This is a genomic window from Streptosporangium sp. G12 (assembly GCF_052983175.1).
Genome location: NZ_JBRIQO010000011.1, coordinates 1 through 19,306, shown reverse-complemented (window position 1 = coordinate 19,306; position 19,306 = coordinate 1). Strand labels below are relative to the sequence as shown.

Sequence of the window (19,306 nt, the reverse complement as noted above, 5' to 3'; positions counted from 1 at the left end):
GAAAGCGGGTGTCAGTCGCCGAGGTGGTCGAACTCGCCGAGCTTCACGCCCGCGATGAAGACGTCCCATTCGGCCCGGGTGAAGAAGAGCTTCGGCCCGCCGGGGTTCTTGGAGTCGCGCAGCACGTGCAGCGTGCCGAGGTCCGCCTTGTATCCGGTGCGAGGAGCGTCGACGACCGCCACCTCGACGCACTCGCCGCCGCTGGAGCCGCTCAGGGAAGATTTGCGCCAGGTCGCGCCGGTCAGGTCTGCTGCCATTCCGTCATCACCTTCGCTATGAGGTCGGCGCTCGCCCGCGCGGGCAGGGCCGCCGAGCGGACCGCTTCGTACCGCCTGCAGATCGCCGCCACGTCGCGTGGATGGTCCGTGACGTGCCCTACGGCGGCGGACTCCACGAATACACTATCCAGGCTGCCCTCGACGCTCGCAATGAAGAATCCCCCTTCCAGACCCGCGATCGCACCGCCGGTCACGTAGGCGCCTCTGGGGACGACCTGGATGGAGATGTTCCTGTGCTCGGACGCGGCCAGAAGCGCGGCGAGCTGGTCGCGCATGATGTCCGGACCCCCGACACCCCGGTGCAGGATTCCCTCGTCGAGCACGGTCCACAGCGGCGGAGGGTTGTCGCGCGCCAGTAGTTTCTGGCGCTCCAGGCGGGCGGTCAGGAGCTCCTGCACCCGCTCGTCGGTCGCTCCGGGGTAGGCCTCCAGGATCGTACGGGCGTAGTCGGGGGTCTGGAGAAGGCCGGGGACCAATAACGGATGCCAGCCCCGCAGGGTGTGAGCCTGCCGTTCGATGTCCACCCAGGGCCGGAAGCGTGACGGGAGAACGCCGTAGGTCAGCATCGGCCAGATCCGGTTGAGTGCGCCGTCGGCGTTGAGCGCCCGGTCGCACCGCTCGGTGAAATCGAGTGACGGGTTGCGCTTGGCCCTCTCGACCATGCTGACCAGGCCGGTCGAATAGGCGATCTGCTGGGCCAGCTGGTCCTGTGACAATCCGGCCTGATCGCGCAGGCGGCGAAGCTCGGAGGCGAAGAAGGCGAGCGGGCTGGCCTCACCGTCCGGTTCCCACGGGGCGGGCATCGCGGGCTCCTTTCTCGCGCCGGGGCCACTGAGGGGCCGGCGCGTGCTTCGTCATCAGATCACTACGAAAAGTAATGGCCCGCTGCCGCAACAGGAAGCGCGTATCCGAAACGCGGTGAAAAGTACTTTGGGTCCGCAGCCAGGGGTCTCGCTGGATGCATATTTCCCCGGTGGCCGCCAGTCTTTTCTTATCAACATCTTCATTTGTTGAGAATCCGCGATAATCTGTTGAGGCTTTGTTGTTCTGGCGTCTGTGCCCCGAGGAGGCCGGGTCGAATGGCGGAGTTTGTCGGCATTGATCCGGCAGGGGCGCGGCGGCTCATCACCTCCATGGACGACGCCGTGCAGCGCGTTCAGAAGCTGAGGCCCTCGCTGTCGGCCTCCATCGCCGAGGCCGGCACCGACTGGCCCGCCGGGCCGGGCGCCGAGGTGCTCGATGGTGTCGGGCGCTTCCTTGACGAGACGCGGCGAGATCTGACCTGGCGGACCCAGACGATCGAGCGCGTCGAGGGCGCCACTTCACAAGGAGGCCTCAGGGCGGCGGAGTTCGCGTTCGGCGACGCGGTGGAGGCCCGGACCGCCGGGACCCTCGCCGGAAAACGAACCCTGACGGCATGGCAGGCGTACCAGAAGGACCCCAGCGTCCAGAACTGGAAGAAGGTCCAGGAGGCGCTTGGGGAAGGGCAGGACCGTCGACGCCGCCTACTCGGCGGGGTTGCTGACCACACTGGGCGCAGGCACTTTCGCGGGCATCTTCGCCGCGGTGAGCGCGAGAAACCAGAACGACGCGCGCGGCTACAGTCCCGCCAACCTGGCGAAGGCGAAGAAGGACCTGGGCCCGCTGGCCGAGGCGTTCGCCTCAACGGACGCGGCGGGCACCCTTCCCAGGGATCTGCGCGACCGCGCGTTGGGGGATCTGCCCATCGCGGACATGGCCGCTCTCCTCGGCCTGGCTCGCCAGTCGCGGGAATTCGTCTTGGCGGCCGGAGCCAAGTTGCTCCAATACGGCGGCTCGCGGGTGGACGGGAAAGACTGGAACGTCTATTGGCTGGTCAAGGCGTTGAGCGGGGATGCGGGGGCGACCCAGCGATTTCTGGCCTCGGCCGAGAACGCGGCATTGCTGTTGCGGTCCGAGGTAATGAACGGCCTCGACGGCACGGACTTCGAGCAACTACTGGCCACTGCTCTGGACGGGGCTTTGGCTCCGGGCGCGGGGGACGTCACCCTCCGTCGTGACGTCTGGCTTAACATCATCGATCTCTACAGCAGGAAGAACTTCTGGCCCGCGCTGTCCACCCCATCTCCGGTCGGCCGGGTGCTCGCCACACACATATCGCGGTATTTTCCCGAACTCATCGATGTCTGGAACCAGAAAAACGATGTCGTGGACGTCTCTGCGAGCGAAGAGTGGAAAGGAATCTCTCCTGAAAGAATTGCGATGTTCTTTGGAGGTCTGCTGCAGAGCCCTGAAACGTTACCTCTGCTTAAGAGCGGTTATGGCAGGTTTCTGTTGGGTCTGGATCTGGGTAAGGAGCATCCCTTCGGTGATGCCTCAACGGAGAGTGATCGGCAGGAACAGCGTGGTCGCTTCTATGAGAAAGCGCTCGCATCGGGGGCCCTGGCGTCGATACTGTTCAGCGGTTTGCATGAGGCCGATCTTTCGGCAGACGAAACCGATAAGATAATCACAGAGCTTCTGGTCCTTCCGCTGGATGTCCTGACCGCAGGGGCAAGTGGCGAACTTATTGGCGGCACAGCGAATGAGCTGTTGTTTGGCAAGGTGACCGACATAGCCCAGAAAAATCCATTGAAAGACTTCATCGAAGACTTCTTGGATGGTGACAGGGCGGGGGACGCCTCGGGCTTTTTCGACGCCCTTGTTGATGCCCAGGTGTCCGCTTTTAATGTTTCTCGCCAATTCCATGGCAATCCTGCTATCAGTGGTTCTGACCTTGACCAACTTAGAGCGGTATTCTCCGGTCAGTTGACTCCGGTCCTGAAGGCCGCCCTCAAGGCTCGTGGAGGGTAGGAGAGTGGAACCGGCCGAACTGATGCGAAAGGTTGAAGCAAAGGAAACGCTGGCTGATAGGTTCGATGCTTACGTAAAGAATCTCGAAGTGCTCCTGGACCGCATCAAGACCGGTACGGTCGGTGATGGTCCGATCTGGACAGGATCCGCCGCTCAGCGTTTTGACAATGACCTCGTTCGAAAGCGATCAGAGCTCGATCGTCTTGCAGATCAATGTCGGAGTGCCGCACGCAATCTACGAGAGGTCGCGTCGCAGCTCCGGGAACAAGCCCGCCTACCGAATGCCCCGCTCTAATGGGCTGGGGGCTGCTAAACAGTCGGTTTTCCCGATGATCTCCACATTGGGATCGGAAGCTTGCAGGAGAATGATAAGGGTAATTCCTGGATCTGTCTTTCTCAATATCGAAACACTTCGGCCAGGCTGTGACCAGCTAGCGTTTCGATCTATTTCGTAACCGATCTGTTGTAACTTGTCGCGTAAGGGCCGCCCAAGCAGGTCGGCTCGCTCGGCAGGGGTGGCCTGGACACCTTCACCGAAGTTGCCACTGATTTGATATGAGCGAATAGCGGTATCATTATTCGAGCAGTTTGAGAAATTATCGTTCCCTTTTCCGGTATTGTCGACGATTTTTTTGTTCGCCGTCGGATGGAAGGGTGCGAGTTTACTCACGTCCTGGGCGAGCACCTGGGCGGCCTCGTCGAGGCTGGGGCCGCCGGTGCTGCAACCGACGGCCAGAAGCAGTATCAGGGCACATCCCGCGACATGACGCACCCTGTCGACTGTACTGATCGTTTCCCCGGCGGGGGAGCCCGGCGTCCGGAAACGGTCCGGGGGTCAGGTGGTGGTCTCGCGCCAGCGGTTGGTGATGGGGAGGCGGCGGTCGCGGCCGAAGTTCTTGGGGGTGATCTTCGGGCCCGGAGGATACTGGCGGCGCTTGTACTCGGCCAGGTCGACCAGGCGGATCACCCGGGTGACCAGGGCCGGGTCGTGTCCGGCGGCGACGAGCTCGGCTGAGCCCATGTCCTTCTCGACGTAGTCGTCCAGCAGCCTGTCCAGGATGTCGTACTCGGGCAGGGAGTCGGTGTCGCGCTGGTCGGGGCGGAGCTCCGCGCTGGGCTCCTTCTCGATCGAGCTCTCCGGGATCGGCGGCACCGCGAACCCGTGCAGGAACTCGCCCGACCGGCCCGCCTGGGCGTTGCGCCAGCGCGCCAGCTCCCAGACCAGGGTCTTGAGCACGTCCTTGATGGGGGCGAAGCCGCCCGCCGAGTCGCCGTAGAGGGTGGAGTAGCCGGTGGCCAGCTCGCTCTTGTTGCCGGTGGTGAGGACGAGATGGCCGTGCTCGTTGGACAGGCCCATCAGGATCATGCCGCGCACCCGGGCCTGGAGGTTCTCCGCGGCCAGGCCGGAGAGCTCGATCTCCTTCTCGAAGCCGCTGACGATGTCGGCGATCGGCACGGTCCTGGCGTTGATCCCCTGCCGGTCGACCAGCTCCTGGGCGTCGCTCACCGAGTGGTCCGAGGAGTAGCGGGAGGGCATGAGCACCACGTGCACCCGGTCGGGGCCGATGGCGTCGGAGGCGATCGTGGCGGTCAGCGCCGAGTCGATGCCGCCGGACAGGCCGAGGACGACCGACTGGAAGCCGTTCTTGGCGACGTAGTCGCGGACCGCGAGGACCAGTGCCGAGTAGACCTCGGCGGTGTCGTCGAGGTGCTCGGCGATCGTGGGGGCCTGCGGCTCGTACGGCTCGACGGGGTGGGCCGACAGCTCCAGCCGCTCCACCGTGATCACGGTGCCGTCGCCGGCGTCCACCTGGAAGGTGCCGAGCCCTCCGTACCTGGCCTCGGGCAGTTCCAGGTCGGTGATCAGCAGCTCCTCGGAGAAGCGCGCCGCGCGCGCGACCAGCTCGCCGGAGGCGGAGACGACCACCGAGTCCCCGTCGAAGACCAGCTCGTCCTGGCCGCCGACCTGGTTGACGTAGGCGAGGGCGCATCCGGCCTCGCGGGCGCGCCTGGCCACCAGGGCCAGGCGTACGTCGTCCTTCTCCTTCTCGTACGGGGAGGCGTTCGGCACCACGAGCAGCCCGGCTCCGGCCTCGGCCACCACCGCGACGGGGCCGCCCTCCTGCCAGAGGTCCTCGCAGACCGCGATCGCCACGTCGACGCCGTGCAACCGGAAGATCGGCAGGCGGTCGCCGCGGACGAAGTAGCGGTACTCGTCGAAGACGCCGTAGTTCGGCAGGTGGTGCTTGGCGGTCTTGACGACCACCCGGCCCCGGTGCAGCAGAGCGGCCGCGTCGAGCGGGGCGCCCTTGGGCTGGCCGACGCGCGGGGCGAGCTTCGCGCGGTCCACGTAGCCGACGACCACGGGGATCTCGCCGAGCCCCGCCTCGTCCAGCCTTCGCGCGGCCTCCTCGATCGCGGCGATCGACGCCTCCACGAACGAGGTGCGCAGCACGAGGTCCTCGACGGGGTACCCGGTCAGGAACATCTCGGTGAAGACGACCAGGTGCGCGCCGCGGTCGGCGGCTCGGCGGGTCCACTCGACGAGCCTGTCCGTGTTGGCGGCCAGGTCACCGACGGCGGGATTGCTCTGGGCCAGGGCGATGCGGAGTTGAGCCACGTGGCCATCCTATTGGGGCGTGCCCGGAGCCCGCCGTGCAGGTGATCTCGCCCCGGCCGCCGATGGACGCGCGGACGCCAAGAGGTGACCCCTGCCGTCGCCGGGTTCCCCGGTCAGGCCTCCTCCGGGGACCTCGGCCCACTTCCCGGTCCTTTCCCGGTACCCGGCGCCGGACTCGCGGAGGCCCACCGTGCTTCGGTGTGCCCGGGGTCCTGGTTCCGCCGTTCAGCAGAAGCGGGCGTATCCGGCGTCGTAGCCGTCCAGCCACCCTCTGTCGTAGTCGCTGGGCCGCCCGATGTAGCTGCGTGACGTGGCCCTGCGGCAGTCCCGTGCGGCGGCCCGGTAGCCGTCCCGATATCCCCGCCAGTAGTCCCTCGGGTTTTCCGCCGATGGGGCCGGATCAGTCATGGTCCCTTTCTGCGGGGTGTTCGCCGTCACGCCCGGCTCGGGATCCGGCGTGGCCGAGGCCTGTGAGAACGAGGTGGGTCCGAGGGTGAGTGCGGCGAGGAGCGCCGCCCCGAGCACCGTCAGCTGTCGCTTGCCGTACATGCCTTCTCCTTTGATCGAGCCGCGAGCAGAGCTCGCTCGACGGCCGTGATTAGGGGGAAAGATATAAGGCAAGCCGTTCGGACTAAAGGACCGAACTGCCCACTTTCTTATTTTCAGGGTAAGTTAAGAAGGATTTGATTTTGCCTATTTTTGTTTATTTTGGCAATTTTCGAGAAAGTATGGTTTCTCGCTGGACATGAGCATTCGTCGACGGGTGGACCCTAAAGGCTCGGCGAGATCCGGGTGTGGCGGCCCGCCGTGATCGGTGCGGCCGGGATCGGCAGCACGGCCTCCACGACCGTCCCGCCGCCCGGGGCCGCCTCGATCACGCAGGTACCGCCCAGCTCGGCGGCCCGCTCACGCATGGAGAGCAGCCCGACCCCCGAGCGCGGTCCCGAGGGCAGCCCGCGCCCGTCGTCCTGGACGCGTACCACCAGCGACTCCCCGCGCCGCAACGAGATCACCGCGGAGCCGGCCCCCGCGTGCTTGCGGACGTTGGTCAGCCCCTCCTGCGCGATGCGGTACGCGGCCACCTCGGCCGCCGCGGGCAGATCCGACAGGTCGCCCTCGGTCTCCACCGCGACCCGCGGCGTGCCCTCCTGCGCCAGGGCACGTACGGCCCCCGCCAGGCCGAGCTCGTCGAGGGTGGGCGGGCGCAGGCCGTACACCAGTTCCCTGATCTCCTCGCTGACCGCGTCCATGCCGCCGCGCAGGTCGAGCAGGAGCCTGTCCGCCGAGGCGGGGGCGGTGCGCAGGCTGATCCTGGCCATGTTGATCGACATGGCCATGTCGGTCAGCGCGTGGCCGAGCCCGTCGTGCAGGTCCCTGCGCAGGCGGCGGCGTTCCTCCTCGCGGGCGGTGAGGATGCGCTCCCGGGAGCGCTGCAGGTCGGCGGTCATCCGCACGGCGTGCGCCACGTCGGCGACGTACGGGACGGCCGCCGCGACCAGCCGGCCGTTGTGCGCGGCGGCGAACCTGCGGGGGCCGGGGGAGCCGAGGAGCAGCCGCCCGACCGGCTCGCCGTGCCAGACCAGCGGTACCCGGCGCGGCGCCGGGCCCAGCAGGCCGACCTGGACCTGCCTGGCACCGGGCTCGTAGACCTCGACGGCGACGCCGGTGACGCTCAGCCCGTCCTTGACCACGGCGGCGACGGCGGCGAGCGCGTTGGCCGGCTCGGTCTCGCGGACCTCTCTGGCCAGGCGCTCGGCGAGCGCCTGCGGGTCGCCGTGCGTGCCGTACATGAGCCGGTCGACCAGGCTCCTGAGCCGGTGCCGGAGCGGCTGGAAGACGACCCCGGCGAGCAGGGCCGCCACCAGGCCGCCGATCCGGTCGTATCCCGACAGTGCGAGCCCGGCGACCGCGCCGACCGCGTACATGGCGCTGACCGCGGCGATCAGCCCGGCGGCGACGAAGGCGCGGCTCACCACCGTGTCGATGCCGTAGAGCTGGTAGCGCAGCACCGAGAAGACGATGGCCCCCGGGATCAGCCCGGTCCAGATCGTCCCGGCCAGCCACCAGGCCGGACCGGCGAGCAGGAAGGCGACGTAGACGGCGAAGGCGAAGACCGGCCAGGCGATCTGGCGGCGCAGCTCGGGGCCCGCCCGCCGGAAGCGCAGCACCAGGGAGACCAGCGCCAGGACCGCGAGGACCGAGATCAGGACGGCGGTGACCCCGCGCGCCGCCATGTTGTGGGGGGCGAGGAAGTCCACCGCGAGCGGGTTGGGGATGACCCGCGGCCAGGGGTAGAGCGCCGGGTCGGGGTCCGGGCGGGTGAGGTTCAGCAGCATGTCCACCGAGAACACGACCACGCCGGCCGCCGCCAGCGGCCACCACCGCCGCGAGGGCAGCCGGCCGTCGGGGGAGTACAGCGGGAACAGGATCGCCAGCAGGAACCCGCCGGCCGCCTTTCCCGTGATCATGCTCAGGCGGAGGTACCCGGCGGACTCCATGTCGCCCGCCGCGGCGAAGGTGAACATCGCCGCCTCGGAGAAGGAGTTGACCGCGCACATCAGGCCACCCGCGCACATCAGCCACGCGGTGGCCGGACGCGAGCGGTGCGCCAGCAGGAAGGCCCCCACCACGGGGAACGTCAGTCCCGCCGCCAGGTCGGGCGTGGCCGGCTCCTGTGGTTGCCACCCGGGCGGCAGGTCGAGACGCAGCACGAGGCCGATCACGGTGAGTCCGACCGACAGGAGCGCCGTGGAGAGGGCGGCGAGCCGCAGCGGGGAGCGCAGCAGCCCGCGTGCGAGCGAGGTGGCGGGCCAGGCGGGGGCGTCCTCGGTCACGGTGCCGGCCACGGTGACCGCGTCGACGACCCGCCTGGGCACGCCACCGGTGCCGTCGAGCACCCGGCCGCGGTCGCGGTGCCGCAGGGACACGGCTATCTGCCCACGTCGCCGGGGTTGACCAGCCCGGACTCGTACGCGGTGACGACGAGCTGGGCCCGGTCGAACAGCCCGAGATGGTCGAGCAGCTTGACCACCGACTGCGAGACCGACCGCTCGGGGACCGCCAGGGTCGCCGCGATCTGCCGGTTGGTCAGCCCCCGGGCGACCAGCTTCATCAGGTCGAGTTCCGTGTCGCCGAGACCGGCGAGGCCGGGTGGCGCCGACGGGTCGGTGCGCCCGGCGAAGGCCGCGATCAGGCGGGTGGTGACGGCGGGGTCGATCAGCGCGTCACCGGCCTGCGCGGCCCGCATCGCGGTGATGAGCTGCTCGGGCGCCGACGTCTTGAGGACGAACCCGCTCACCCCGGCCCGCAGCGCCGCGTAGAGGTTGTCGTCCGTGCCGAACGTGGTCATCATCACGACCTTCGGCGGCGCCGCGTCGGCCAGGATCCTGCGCGCGGCGGTCAGCCCGTCCAGCCTGGGCATCTGGATGTCCATCAGCACCAGGTCGGGGGAGGTCTCCCTGACCACCGTGATCGCCTGCTCGCCGTTCTCGGCCTCCCCGACCAGCTCGAAACCGGGTTCGCTGTCCAGCACCACGCGCAGGCCGGTGCGGACCAGCGCCTGGTCGTCCACCACCACGACCCGCAGCCCCGGCAGCGCCCGCTTCTCGGCGGGCGTCACGCGCGCCGCCGCCGCCGGTTCCGCGGCCCGTACCGGCTCCGCGGGCGGATGGAGATGGACGGCCTGGGCCAGCATGTCGGACTCCAGACGTTGCAGGGTGGCGCCCAGGTCGAGGCCGAGCTCGTCGCGGAGCATCATCCTGGCGCGCCGGAGCGCGCCCAGCGCGTCCCCCTGCCTGCCGTTGCGGTACAGGGCCAGCGCGAGCAGCCGCCAGGCCTCCTCCCGCAGCGGATGCGCCGAGGCGTGCGCCTCCAGGTCGGCGACCAGGGCGCCGGAGTGTCCCAGCAGCAGCCCCGCGTCGGCCCGGCGCTCGACCGCGATCAGCCGCAGCTCCTCCAGCCTGCCCGCCTCGCTCACCGCCCACGGCAGGTCGGAGAACTCGGCCAGGGCCGGGCCGCGCCAGAGGGCGAGGGCCGCCTCCAGGCGCTCCCACACCTCGGCGGGCTCGCCGCTCGTCTTGACCGCGCTCTCGAAACTCCAGGTGTCCACCTGGCCGGGCGAGGCGCGCAGCGCGTACCCCGGCGGGGCGGAGACCAGGACCTCGGCCTCCTCCCGTGGCGCGCGGCCGGGTTCCAGGGCGCGCCGCAGCCGCGACACGTATCCCTGGATGGTCGACAGGGCCTGGGCGGGAGGCTCACCGGGCCACAGCTCGTCGATGAGCATGGCCACCGGGACGGCGCGGCCACCGGCCACGAGGAGCCGGGCCAGCACCGCCATCTGGCGCTGGCCACCGAGGTCGAGTGATGTCTCACCATGAAGGGCCTGGAACGGGCCAAGAGCACGAAATGTCAGCATTGCAGGCGCAAGGGTAGGGCTACCTGAACCAACGTCATAGGGCAATACTCACCATCGTTCGCGAGCCGTAAGAAATCATCGGTGGTCAGATCTTCACATTCAAGTTCACCGGGAGTATCGCCTCGACCACGGTGCCCCCCTCGGGAGGCGTCGTGATCACGCATGTCCCGCCCAGTTCGGCGGCGCGCTCGCGCATCGACGCCAGCCCGACCCCTGAGCGACGCCCGGCGGGGACGCCGATCCCGTCGTCGCGCACCCGGACGCTCAGGCCGTTCTCGCCCCGCTCCAGCGACACCCGCACCGTCGCGGCCCCGGCGTGCTTGCGCGCGTTCGTCAGCGCCTCCTGCGCGATCCGGTACGCCGCGACCTCGGTCGCGGCGGGCAGGCCCGGCAGCTCGCCCCTGACCTCCACGGCGACGTCGGGGCCCGCCATCTCCGCCACGGCCCCGGCCAGGCCGAGGTCGTCCAGCGCCGGCGGCCGCAGGCCGTACACCAGGTGCCTGATGTCGTCGGTGACGCTGTCCATGCCGGAACGCAGCTCGCCGAGCATGCGCTCGGCCGTCTCGGGGGAGGCGCGCAGGGAGAGCCTGGCCGCGTTGATGGACATCGCCATCCCGCTGAGCGACTGGCCGAGACCGTCGTGCAGGTCGCGGCGGAGACGACGGCGCTCCTCCTCGCGGGTGGTGACGATCCGCTCCCGGGAGCGCCGCAGCGCGCCGACCAGCCGGACCGCGTGGGCGGCGTCGGCCACGTACGGCGTGAGCGCGGTGATGACCCGCTCGTTGTGCGCGGCCGGCAGGCGCCGGGCGCCCGGCGGGCCGATGAGCAGGCGGCCGACGGGCTCGCCGTGCCAGACCAGCAGGATGTCGCGCGCCACCTCCTCCAGCGTCCCCACCGTCGACTCCTCGGGCCAGCCGCCCTGGAAGCGCACGCCCGTGCCGGTGACCGCCAGGCCGTCGCGCAGCACGTCCAGGGCCGCGGCCAGTCCCCCCGCGGGATCGGTGCGCTGGAGCCTGCGCCCGAGCTCGGCGGCGAGCGCCACCGGGTCGCCCCTGCCGCCGTACAGGAGGCGGTCGGCGCCGCGCTGGAGCAGCCGCCGCATCGGGTGGAAGAACGCCCCCGCGCAGAGCGCGGCGACCAGGCCGCCGATCCGGTCCACGTCCGACAGGAACAGGCTGGAGGCGGCGCCCACCGCCACGTACACCCCGCCGATCACGCCGACCAGGCCCGCGCCGACCAGCGTCCTGGTGATGAGCGTGTCGATTCCGTAGAGGCGGTGCCGCAGCACCGAGAAGGTGATCGCGACCGGGACCAGCGGGATCGTGAACGACGCCAGCCACCACACCGGGTTGCCGACCACCCAGGGGACGATCACGGTGGCGAGCGCGACCAGCGTCCAGAGGATCTGCCCGCGCTCCTCGTGACCGGCCCGCCGGAACCGGGCGGCCAGCGAGGCGAAGGCCAGGATCATCATCGCGTTGGTGAGCATGTCCAGCGAGAACCGCAGGAGGTGGGGGGAGGAACCCACGGGCCGCTGTCCGAGGAGGGGCATCAGGTCCGTGACGAGCACGTCGGCCGCCAGGACGGCGACGGAGCCCCAGACCAGGGCCCGCCAGCGCGGGGAGGGCAGTTTCCCGTCCGGATAGAGCAGCGGCAGCAGCACGACCAGGAAGAGGATGGTCAGCTTCCAGCTCACCCCGGCGATCGCCCAGATCGCCTTCGGCAGGACCATCCACTCTCGCGTGGTGTCCAGGAGCGCGAGGTTCACCGTGAGGCTGTTCAGCGCGGAGCACAGCCCGCCCAGGCAGAGCAGCCAGCCGATGACCAGCCGGGGCCGCTGGAACACCAGGAGCGCACCGAGGATGGGGAACACGGCGCCGGCCACGTCCTCGGGCGCGAACGGCAGCGGTGTGTAGGAAGGCTGCGGGAGCTGCGCCGTGACCCAGATGTTGACGCACTCCATCGCCACGGACGCGGCGGCGGCGAGCACCGCCGTGATCCGCCTCTGGACGGGCGTCACCCTCGGGATTCCCCGGTACAGCCCGCGCATGATGGTTTAGGCCCTTCATTCGTGCTTAAAGGGACCTTAACCGGCGCAGACCGCAATTTAATCAACGAGCGATCAACGCGGGTCGGATCTCGTACGGCGCCTCGGATCCGGTTCGCCCGCCGGTCCCCGCCCCCGCCCGGGCACGTACGCGCGGGTGGGGGCGGCCGGTCACCGGGTCACGGCACGTCGTACCGGCTGGACTCCAGGAGCCATTCCAGCTGGGCCCTCGGCGCCGTGAGGAAGGCGCACGCGACCTTGCTGACGTCCCTGGCCTGGCCGGTCGAGAACCCGAAACGGTCGAACAGCGCCGGCAGCCGCCGTGCGGAGGTCCGCAGGTCCTCGGCTCGGGCGGCGATCCGGTCGTTCACCCAGGCGACGGCTCCGGTGTCGGAGAGGCCGAACGCGGTCGCGGCGACCGTCACGTAGTTGTGCACGTCGCCGTTGGCCCGTTCCTTGTGGTGCGAGGCGACGTCGTTGCACCAGGCGGTGACGTCGTTGCAGGCGTCCACCAGCGTCCGCCAGGTCGTGCTCTCGCGCAGTCCCGCGGGTACCTCCACCCCCAGGCAGGGCTCCACCAGGTCGAACAGGTAGGGGCCGGCGGTGCCCCGCCGCAGCCGCGGGTACTCGGCGGGGGAGGGCACGCGGCCCGCGCAGCGGTTCTCGGCCTCGGTACGGCAGGCCTCGCCCTGCGCCGCCAGCCCCGCCAGGAACCGGTGCCGCCAGCGGGTGCTCATCCGCCCGGTGGTGGCCTTCCAGAGGTCGCCGAAGGCAAGCTCGACGGGCGAGGAGGCGTGCGCGGGCGCGCGTGCGACGAGGTCGAGCCGCGCGAAGGTGGCTCCGACGATCTCGGCCGCGCGCCCGGCGGGCTTCTCGTCCCACTCGTCGTCGAAGTGGAACAGCCAGGTCAGCCATTTGGCGAACAGCAGCGCCGACTCCACGCCGAATCCGCAGAAGGCGCGGCCGGCCATCCGCTCGAATCCGGCGCCGGAGGGAGGTTCGAGCCCGGCCTCGCGGGCCCAGGCGGCCAGCTCGGTGCCGATCAGGTCGACCGAGGGGTGCATCGGGCACGGTGCCGACATCACCGGCACGAGCTCGGTGAGGGGCAGCAGCAGCGCCGCGGCCACTCCCGAGGGCCGCGGCGGCCCCGGGTGGCCCGGTGTTCCGGAGGGCGCGGCGGACGAGGGGGACGAAGAGGAGGAAGGGGACAGGGAAAGTGACATGGAGTGCGACAAGGGCTGTGGGTGGGGTCGGGAACGGGTGAGGGGATCGCCGAACGTCGGGGTGAGCGCCACTACAGCGGACCGAACAGCCAGTTGCCGGCCACTTCCGGATCGGCGCTCGTGTAGAACTGCCGGGTCGCCTCGACCAGCTCGCCCACGGACACGACGCCGTCGCCGTCGCCGTCGAGCCGCTCGAAGGTGGCCCGCACGTCCTCGCGCGCGGTGCCGAACGCGGCCATCATGGTCCAGAACTCGTCCGGCCCCACGGCCCCGTCGCCGTCGGTGTCGCACAGGCCGGCCACCGCCTCGGCGGCGGGCGCGAACACCGCGTCGAAGTGGTCGCCCTCGATGAACGCGGAGGTCATGCCCGCGCGGAACTCCTCGGACGAGATGGCGCCGTCGCCGTCGGTGTCGATCTCCGCGGCCAGGGTCCGCCAGATCCCCTCGAAGCCCTGGGCGAGCCTGTGACCGGCCGGGGAGGTCGGCGACTCGCCGAAGCCGACGAGGATCCGGGCACCGAGGCCGAGAAGGTCCTCGCGCTCGATCGATCCGCTGCCGTCGACGTCCATGTGCCCGAAGGCACGGTCGAGCTTGTGATTGAGGAGCATGGTGCTCATCGTTACTCCAGCATTACTTGTCGAAATCGAACCGTTACCCTAAGTGACGATAGCGAGGTGTTTCCAGGAGCCACTCCAGGTAAGCCCGAGGGATGGTCAAGAAAGCGCATGCCACCCGCGTCACCTCACGGGAGGCGGCGAAGCCCAGGTCGTGCCGCTCCGTGAGCGCGGGGATCGCGCGGGCGGCCGTCCACAGCTCCTCCATGCGGGTGGCGACACTGTCGATGATCCACTCTTCCGCCTCCCGATTGGAGCGTTCCAAAAAAACGGTGCCCGCATGGCCGCGTCCGGCCACCGCCTCCTCGCACCGGGCGGCCACGTTGCCGCTCGCCTCGACGAGCGCCCGCCACTGCGGGCTCCGCCACACCGGGGCCGGCACCTCCACCCCCAGGCACGGTTCCACCAGGTCGAACAGGTAGCGGCCGAAGGCGTCCCCGCCCGGCTCCGCGGGTGTCCCCGAGGAGCAGGGCTCCGCGGGTGCCCCGGAGGAGCGCGGCTTCGCGGGTGTCCCGGGGGAGAGGGCCGCGGCTGGCTCGCGCGGGAGGATCGCCTCGCGCTGGGCGGCCAGCCCGGCCGTGAACCGCTCGCGCCACGCGCCGCTCATCCTCGGCGCGCACGCCGCCCAGAGGCCGGAGAAGGCCCGCTCCAGCGGCGCCGGCCCCGGCTCGCCGCCCGCGGCCACGGCGAGGACCGGGGTGAGGGCCTCGGGGGCCTGGCGCAGGCGCGACATCCAGGTCAGCCAGCGGGCCAGCGGCGTGACCGCGCCGGTTTCGCAACGGGCGAACGCCCGCCCGGCCAGCCGGGAGGCGGCGGGGTCGGGGTCCAGCCCGGCCGCGCGCGCCCAGTCGGCCGCCGCGGCCTCGACCAGGTGTATCGACGGATGGACGGGGCAGGGCATCACCAGTGCCGCGAGGCGTTCGGTGAGCCTGGCCGGTGGTGAGATCGCGTGCGGTGGTCCGTGAACTTCGGTACGCGTCATCGTTTCCCCCCGGATCGAACTTCCAGCGGCTCCGGTCGCACACTGTAGGAGGAGAGGGAGGCCGCCACGCGGAGGCGCGACGGGCCGGATGCCACATCTCACCGTTCTTCCTCGTAACGTGTGCGAAACACTGAGAGGGCAAACTGGGAGACCACTAGGCGTGTTGCAGCACGTCGGCAATGAAGGAGAAGCCTTGGACCGCCAGCAGGAGTTCGTTCTCCGTACCCTTGAGGAGCGCGACATCCGGTTCATCCGGCTGTGGTTCACCGACGTGCTCGGGTTCCTGAAGTCGGTGGCCATCGCCCCGGCCGAACTCGAAGGGGCCTTCGCCGAGGGCATCGGCTTCGACGGCTCGGCCATCGAGGGCTTCGCCCGGGTCTACGAGTCGGACATGCTCGCCAAGCCCGACCCGTCGACCTTCCAGATCCTTCCCTGGCGCAGCGAGACGCCGGGCGCGGCCCGCATGTTCTGCGACATCCTCATGCCGGACGGCTCGCCCTCGCACGCCGACCCGCGCTGGGTGCTCAAGCGCACCCTGGCGAAGGCCTCGGATATGGGCTTCAGCTTCTACACCCACCCGGAGATCGAGTTCTTCCTGCTGAAGAGCCGGCCGGAGGGCGGCGAGCGGCCCGAGCCGATCGACGGCGGCGGCTACTTCGACCACACGCCGCACAGCTCGGGACACGACTTCCGGCGCAACGCGATCATGATGCTGGAGTCGATGGGCATCTCCGTCGAGTACAGCCACCACGAGGGCGGCCCCGGCCAGCAGGAGATCGACCTGCGCTACGCCGACGCGCTCACCACCGCCGACAACATCATGACCTTCCGCCTGGTCATGAAGGAGGTCGCGCTGGAGCAGGGCATCTGGGCGAGCTTCATGCCCAAGCCCTTCACCGAGCACCCCGGCTCCGGCATGCACACCCACATGTCGCTCTTCGAGGGCGACCGCAACGCCTTCTACGAGCCCGGCGCCGACTACCAGCTCTCCAAGATCGGGCGGTCCTTCATCGGCGGCCTGCTCACGCACGCCGCCGAGATCACCGCGGTCTGCAACCAGTGGGTCAACTCCTACAAGCGGCTGTGGGGCGGCGCCGAGGCGATCGCCGGAGCGGGCGGCGAGGCCCCGAGCTACGTCTCCTGGGGCCACAACAACCGCTCCGCCCTGGTCCGGGTGCCGATGTACAAGCCGCACAAGGGCGGCTCGACCCGCATCGAGTTCCGCTCGCTCGACTCCGCCTGCAACCCGTACCTCGCCTTCGCCGTGATCCTCGCGGCCGGTTTGAAGGGCATCGAGGAGGGGTACGAGATGCCCCCCGGCGCCGAGGACGACGTGTGGGCGCTGACCTCGGCCGAGCGCAGGGCGCTGGGCATCCAGCCGCTGCCCCAGTCGCTGGACGAGGCCATCGCGGTCATGGAGCGCAGCGAGCTCGTCGCCGAGACCCTCGGCGAGCACGTCTTCGACTACTTCCTGCGCAACAAGCGCGCCGAGTGGAACGACTACCGCCGCCAGGTGACGGAGTTCGAGCTGGGGCGCTACCTGCCGGTCCTGTAATCCCGGGTCAGATTGATTCTTACACCGTAAAGGGGGCGGGGTCGGACGGCGACGAGCCGTCCGACCCCGCCCCCTGTCGATTCCGGTGGCAGGAGGCTCCGTAGGAGAGGAAGTCCTGCGGCGGCAGAGGGAGAAACCCTCGGCGGAATGACAAGATCCCGCCCTCTCCGGAGGGCGGGGGCGGTGACCCGGGCCCCGCGGCGAGGAATCGCCCCGGCGAGGTACTCCGGGACCGCCCGCCGAACGTCATACCGGCGTTACCCGCAGCTAATGAGGTCGTCATCGAGCCCGAGTTGGCTGTATGTACAAGCAGTCCGGTAAAATCGGTCGGTCCGATTAACGTGATTTCTGAGGATTGATCGCCATAAAGGCGACAGGAGGTGCGGCATGACGACGACGTCCGAGCTGCAGACCGTGCTGACCGTTCCGGCGCGTTTCCGTGGTCCCGAGGGCTCCGCGAACGGCGGCTGGATCGCGGGTACGGTCTCGGAGGCGTTGCACGGCGCCCGGCACGACTCGGCCGTCGAGGTCACGCTGCACGCACCCACCCCGCTGGACACCGAGCTGTCCCTGGGCCACCTCGCCAACACCGCGACCCTCACCCACGGTGAGAAGCTCCTCGTCGAGGCCATCACGGTCGCCGAGGAGTTCGACGTCCCGGCCTTCGTGCCCTTCAACGAGGCCGCGAAGGCCGAGGGCGGCTTCGCCGGTCTCGTCGGGCACGCCTTCCCCGGCTGCTTCGCGTGCGGCCTGCGCGATCCCGGCGACGGCCTGCGGATCTTCCCCGGCCCGGTGCCCGGCACCGACCTGGTCGCCGCCGGCTGGCGGGTCCCGATGACCATCACCGACGCGGACGGCACCGTCCCCGACGCGATCCTGTGGGCCGCCCTCGACTGCCCCACCGGCTGGGCGCACTTCGGGCCCGGTGAGTTCGCCCTGCTGGGCCGCCTGACCGCGCGGATCCACCGCCGGATCTACCCCGGCGGCACCTACTCCGTCGTCGCCCGAGCCACCGGCCGCGAGGGCCGCAAGCTCTTCGGCGAGAGCGCCGTCTACGAGACCGACGGCACCCTGGTCGCCTCGGCCAAGGCCACCTGGATCACTCCCGCCCAGGCCGGCTGACCCGCGCCCGGTCCGGCCGGCTCCCGCCGGAAGCTCGGTGGGAGCCGCCGGAGGGCTCAGCGGGAGAGGTGCTCGGCGATCAGCGAGGCGCAGCGGTCGTCGAAGAGGATCGTGTAGTGGTTGCAGTCGTCGACGACCTCGTCCTCCAGCGCGGGCAGCCGCCTGGCCCACACGGCGGCCAGCTCGTCGGGCAGCATGCCGACCGGCTGGTTCAGCAACCCCCGCGGGGCGCGCAGCAGCGACAGGGGCGAGGTGATCGCGCGCAGCGCCGCGCCGACCGTCTCGCCCTCGGTGAGCATCCACCGGCCGTCCTCGCGGACCGGTTCCCGCCGCACCCGTGAGCGCACCGCCCCCTCGGGCCCCGACGCGTCGTAGCGGACGTACTCCTCCGCCTCCTCCGTCCACGCCTCGGCGAAGGCGGGGTGGGCCTTGAAGAAGTCCAGGTACGCGCCGACGCTCGGGAAGGTCTGGTCCAGCCGGGCGAGGGCCGGGCCGAGCGTGGCCTCCAGGACCGCGTCGGGGTCGGCGCCGGGGGGCGGCGGCAGCGGGAGCCCGCCGTCGATCAGCACCACCCTGGCGTAGTCGTGTCCCGCGGCGGCGAGGGCCGCGACGTAGGCGCCCATCGAGTGACCGGTGAGCACGATGCCGGACTCGGCGCCCACGGAGCGGGCGACGAGGTTCACGTCCTCGGCGTGCGCGGCCAGGCCGTACGGGCCGGGGAGCCCGGCGCTGTGGCCGCGGCCCCGCAGGTCCATCGCGACCAGCGACCACTCGGCGGGGAGCCGGCGGGTGACGCCGGCCCAGGCCATCAGCGAGGCGGTGATGCCGTGCACCGCCACGATCACGCGGGGCCCGGTGCCGAAGCGGGCGACACGCAGCGCGCCGCCGGGGACCTCGACATCACTGAGGACGGGGTTCATCGGTTCTCCTTGGACGTGACTCCTCCGCTCCCTGAAGGGAGCGGCTTCTCGTTAAGCCGCTTGCGCGACGTCGCGAAGGGCAAGCCCTGCCCTCAAGATGTTGATCGCCGCGTTCACGTCGGCGTGCGCCGTATGAGCGCACCGCTGACAGTGGAACCCGGCTTGGGTGAGGCGGTTCTCCTTCGCGACGTGGCCGCAGGCGGCGCACGTGCGGGAGGTGTTTCGGGGGTTCACTGCGATCAGCTCTCGACCGGCGCTTTCAGCCTTGTCCGCGAGGATTCGCAGGAACACCCCCCAACCCGCGTCCAGGAGGCTGCGGTTCAGGCCGGACTTTTGCGTGACGTTCCGGCCGGGTGTCTCCACGGTGCCGGACGCCGAGCGGGTCATGTTGGCGATCCGCAGGTCTTCGTGGGCGATGACGTCGTAGTCACGAACCAGGTGCAGAGCCGCCTTGTGCGCGCCGTCGAGGCGTTGGCGGCGGACCTTGCCGTGCAGGGCGGCGATCCGGGCCACAGCCTTGCGGCGCCGCTTCGAGCCGCGCTTGGTGCGGGCGAGGTCCCGCTGCGCGACGGCGAGGCGGTCTGCGGACGCCGCCAGGTGGCGCGGGTTGTCCAGGTGGTCTCCGTCGGAGGTGGTGACCAACGACGCCACCCCCAGGTCGATGCCGACGACCGCGCCGGTCGCGGGAAGCGGTTCGGC

General features: G+C 70.1%; 16 protein-coding genes. 3 read left to right on the top strand and 13 right to left on the bottom strand.

Annotation, left to right across the window (positions count from 1 at the left end; genetic code table 11):
* Positions 1-11 precede the first annotated feature (11 nt).
* Together ACVCAG_RS17920 and ACVCAG_RS17915 are read right to left on the bottom strand one after the other, a co-directional pair.
* Positions 12-257, bottom strand: coding sequence for a DUF397 domain-containing protein (locus ACVCAG_RS17920; protein ID WP_440084421.1), 246 nt, complete (start codon positions 255-257; stop codon positions 12-14).
* Positions 242-1,081 carry a Scr1 family TA system antitoxin-like transcriptional regulator gene (locus tag ACVCAG_RS17915; protein ID WP_440084422.1) on the bottom strand — a complete coding sequence of 280 codons (840 nt, stop codon included), beginning with the start codon at positions 1,079-1,081 and terminating at the stop codon, positions 242-244. Before ACVCAG_RS17915 ends, ACVCAG_RS17920 begins: the two co-directional genes overlap by 16 nt.
* Positions 1,082-1,796: 715 nt before the next feature.
* Between ACVCAG_RS17915 and ACVCAG_RS17910 the strand changes: the two genes are divergently transcribed.
* Positions 1,797-3,110, top strand: coding sequence for a hypothetical protein (locus ACVCAG_RS17910; protein ID WP_440084423.1), 1,314 nt, complete (start codon positions 1,797-1,799; stop codon positions 3,108-3,110).
* 274 nt (positions 3,111-3,384) lie between these two features.
* Here ACVCAG_RS17910 and ACVCAG_RS17905 read toward each other — a convergent pair whose 3' ends face one another.
* From ACVCAG_RS17905 to ACVCAG_RS17865, 9 genes are all read right to left on the bottom strand, one after another.
* On the bottom strand, positions 3,385-3,882 hold the full coding sequence (locus tag ACVCAG_RS17905; protein WP_440084424.1) for a hypothetical protein: 498 nt from the start codon (positions 3,880-3,882) through the stop codon (positions 3,385-3,387).
* A 63-nt stretch (positions 3,883-3,945) separates the two neighbouring features.
* Positions 3,946-5,730 (bottom strand): NAD+ synthase, encoded by a 1,785-nt coding sequence (locus ACVCAG_RS17900; protein ID WP_440084425.1) that lies wholly within the window; start codon positions 5,728-5,730, stop codon positions 3,946-3,948.
* Positions 5,731-5,955: 225 nt separating this feature from the next.
* Complete coding sequence (locus ACVCAG_RS17895) at positions 5,956-6,279, bottom strand: hypothetical protein (RefSeq protein ID WP_440084426.1); 324 nt, start codon at positions 6,277-6,279, stop codon at positions 5,956-5,958.
* Positions 6,280-6,500: 221 nt separating this feature from the next.
* Positions 6,501-8,657: a histidine kinase gene (locus ACVCAG_RS17890; protein WP_440084427.1), complete on the bottom strand. Its 2,157-nt coding sequence runs from the start codon at positions 8,655-8,657 to the stop codon at positions 6,501-6,503.
* A gap of 2 nt (positions 8,658-8,659) precedes the next feature.
* Positions 8,660-10,144, bottom strand: coding sequence for a BTAD domain-containing putative transcriptional regulator (locus ACVCAG_RS17885; RefSeq protein WP_440084428.1), 1,485 nt, complete (start codon positions 10,142-10,144; stop codon positions 8,660-8,662).
* An 85-nt stretch (positions 10,145-10,229) separates the two neighbouring features.
* Positions 10,230-12,164 (bottom strand): histidine kinase, encoded by a 1,935-nt coding sequence (locus tag ACVCAG_RS17880; RefSeq protein WP_440084429.1) that lies wholly within the window; start codon positions 12,162-12,164, stop codon positions 10,230-10,232.
* Positions 12,165-12,370: 206 nt separating this feature from the next.
* On the bottom strand, positions 12,371-13,318 hold the full coding sequence (locus ACVCAG_RS17875) for a terpene synthase family protein (RefSeq protein WP_440084430.1): 948 nt from the start codon (positions 13,316-13,318) through the stop codon (positions 12,371-12,373).
* A gap of 167 nt (positions 13,319-13,485) precedes the next feature.
* Entirely contained in the window at positions 13,486-14,031 is a 546-nt protein-coding gene (locus ACVCAG_RS17870) for an EF-hand domain-containing protein (RefSeq protein ID WP_440065317.1), read from the bottom strand.
* A 34-nt stretch (positions 14,032-14,065) separates the two neighbouring features.
* Positions 14,066-15,010, bottom strand: coding sequence for a hypothetical protein (locus ACVCAG_RS17865; RefSeq protein ID WP_440084431.1), 945 nt, complete (start codon positions 15,008-15,010; stop codon positions 14,066-14,068).
* A 193-nt stretch (positions 15,011-15,203) separates the two neighbouring features.
* On the opposite strand from ACVCAG_RS17865, the gene glnA reads away from it, so the two are divergent.
* Positions 15,204-16,565 carry a type I glutamate--ammonia ligase gene (gene glnA, locus ACVCAG_RS17860; RefSeq protein WP_440084432.1) on the top strand — a complete coding sequence of 454 codons (1,362 nt, stop codon included), beginning with the start codon at positions 15,204-15,206 and terminating at the stop codon, positions 16,563-16,565.
* Between the two features lie 387 nt (positions 16,566-16,952).
* Positions 16,953-17,687 carry a PaaI family thioesterase gene (locus tag ACVCAG_RS17855; protein WP_440084433.1) on the top strand — a complete coding sequence of 245 codons (735 nt, stop codon included), beginning with the start codon at positions 16,953-16,955 and terminating at the stop codon, positions 17,685-17,687.
* 56 nt (positions 17,688-17,743) lie between these two features.
* Here the strand turns inward: ACVCAG_RS17855 and ACVCAG_RS17850 are convergent, their stop codons facing one another.
* Positions 17,744-18,607, bottom strand: a complete 864-nt coding sequence (locus ACVCAG_RS17850) for an alpha/beta fold hydrolase (protein ID WP_440084434.1) — start codon at positions 18,605-18,607, stop codon at positions 17,744-17,746.
* Between the two features lie 51 nt (positions 18,608-18,658).
* Positions 18,659-19,306 (bottom strand): RNA-guided endonuclease InsQ/TnpB family protein (locus ACVCAG_RS17845; RefSeq protein ID WP_447190048.1); only part of this gene is annotated, 648 nt, incomplete at its 5' end.

Coding starts and splice junctions, on each gene's coding strand:
- ACVCAG_RS17850 (WP_440084434.1), bottom strand. CDS start 18,607: ATGAACCCCGTCCTCAGTGATGTCGAGGTCCCCGGCGGCGCGCTGCGT.
- ACVCAG_RS17920 (WP_440084421.1), bottom strand. CDS start 257: ATGGCAGCAGACCTGACCGGCGCGACCTGGCGCAAATCTTCCCTGAGC.
- ACVCAG_RS17870 (WP_440065317.1), bottom strand. CDS start 14,031: ATGAGCACCATGCTCCTCAATCACAAGCTCGACCGTGCCTTCGGGCAC.
- ACVCAG_RS17865 (WP_440084431.1), bottom strand. CDS start 15,010: ATGACGCGTACCGAAGTTCACGGACCACCGCACGCGATCTCACCACCG.
- ACVCAG_RS17915 (WP_440084422.1), bottom strand. CDS start 1,081: ATGCCCGCCCCGTGGGAACCGGACGGTGAGGCCAGCCCGCTCGCCTTC.
- ACVCAG_RS17855 (WP_440084433.1), top strand. CDS start 16,953: ATGACGACGACGTCCGAGCTGCAGACCGTGCTGACCGTTCCGGCGCGT.
- ACVCAG_RS17895 (WP_440084426.1), bottom strand. CDS start 6,279: ATGTACGGCAAGCGACAGCTGACGGTGCTCGGGGCGGCGCTCCTCGCC.
- ACVCAG_RS17885 (WP_440084428.1), bottom strand. CDS start 10,144: ATGCTGACATTTCGTGCTCTTGGCCCGTTCCAGGCCCTTCATGGTGAG.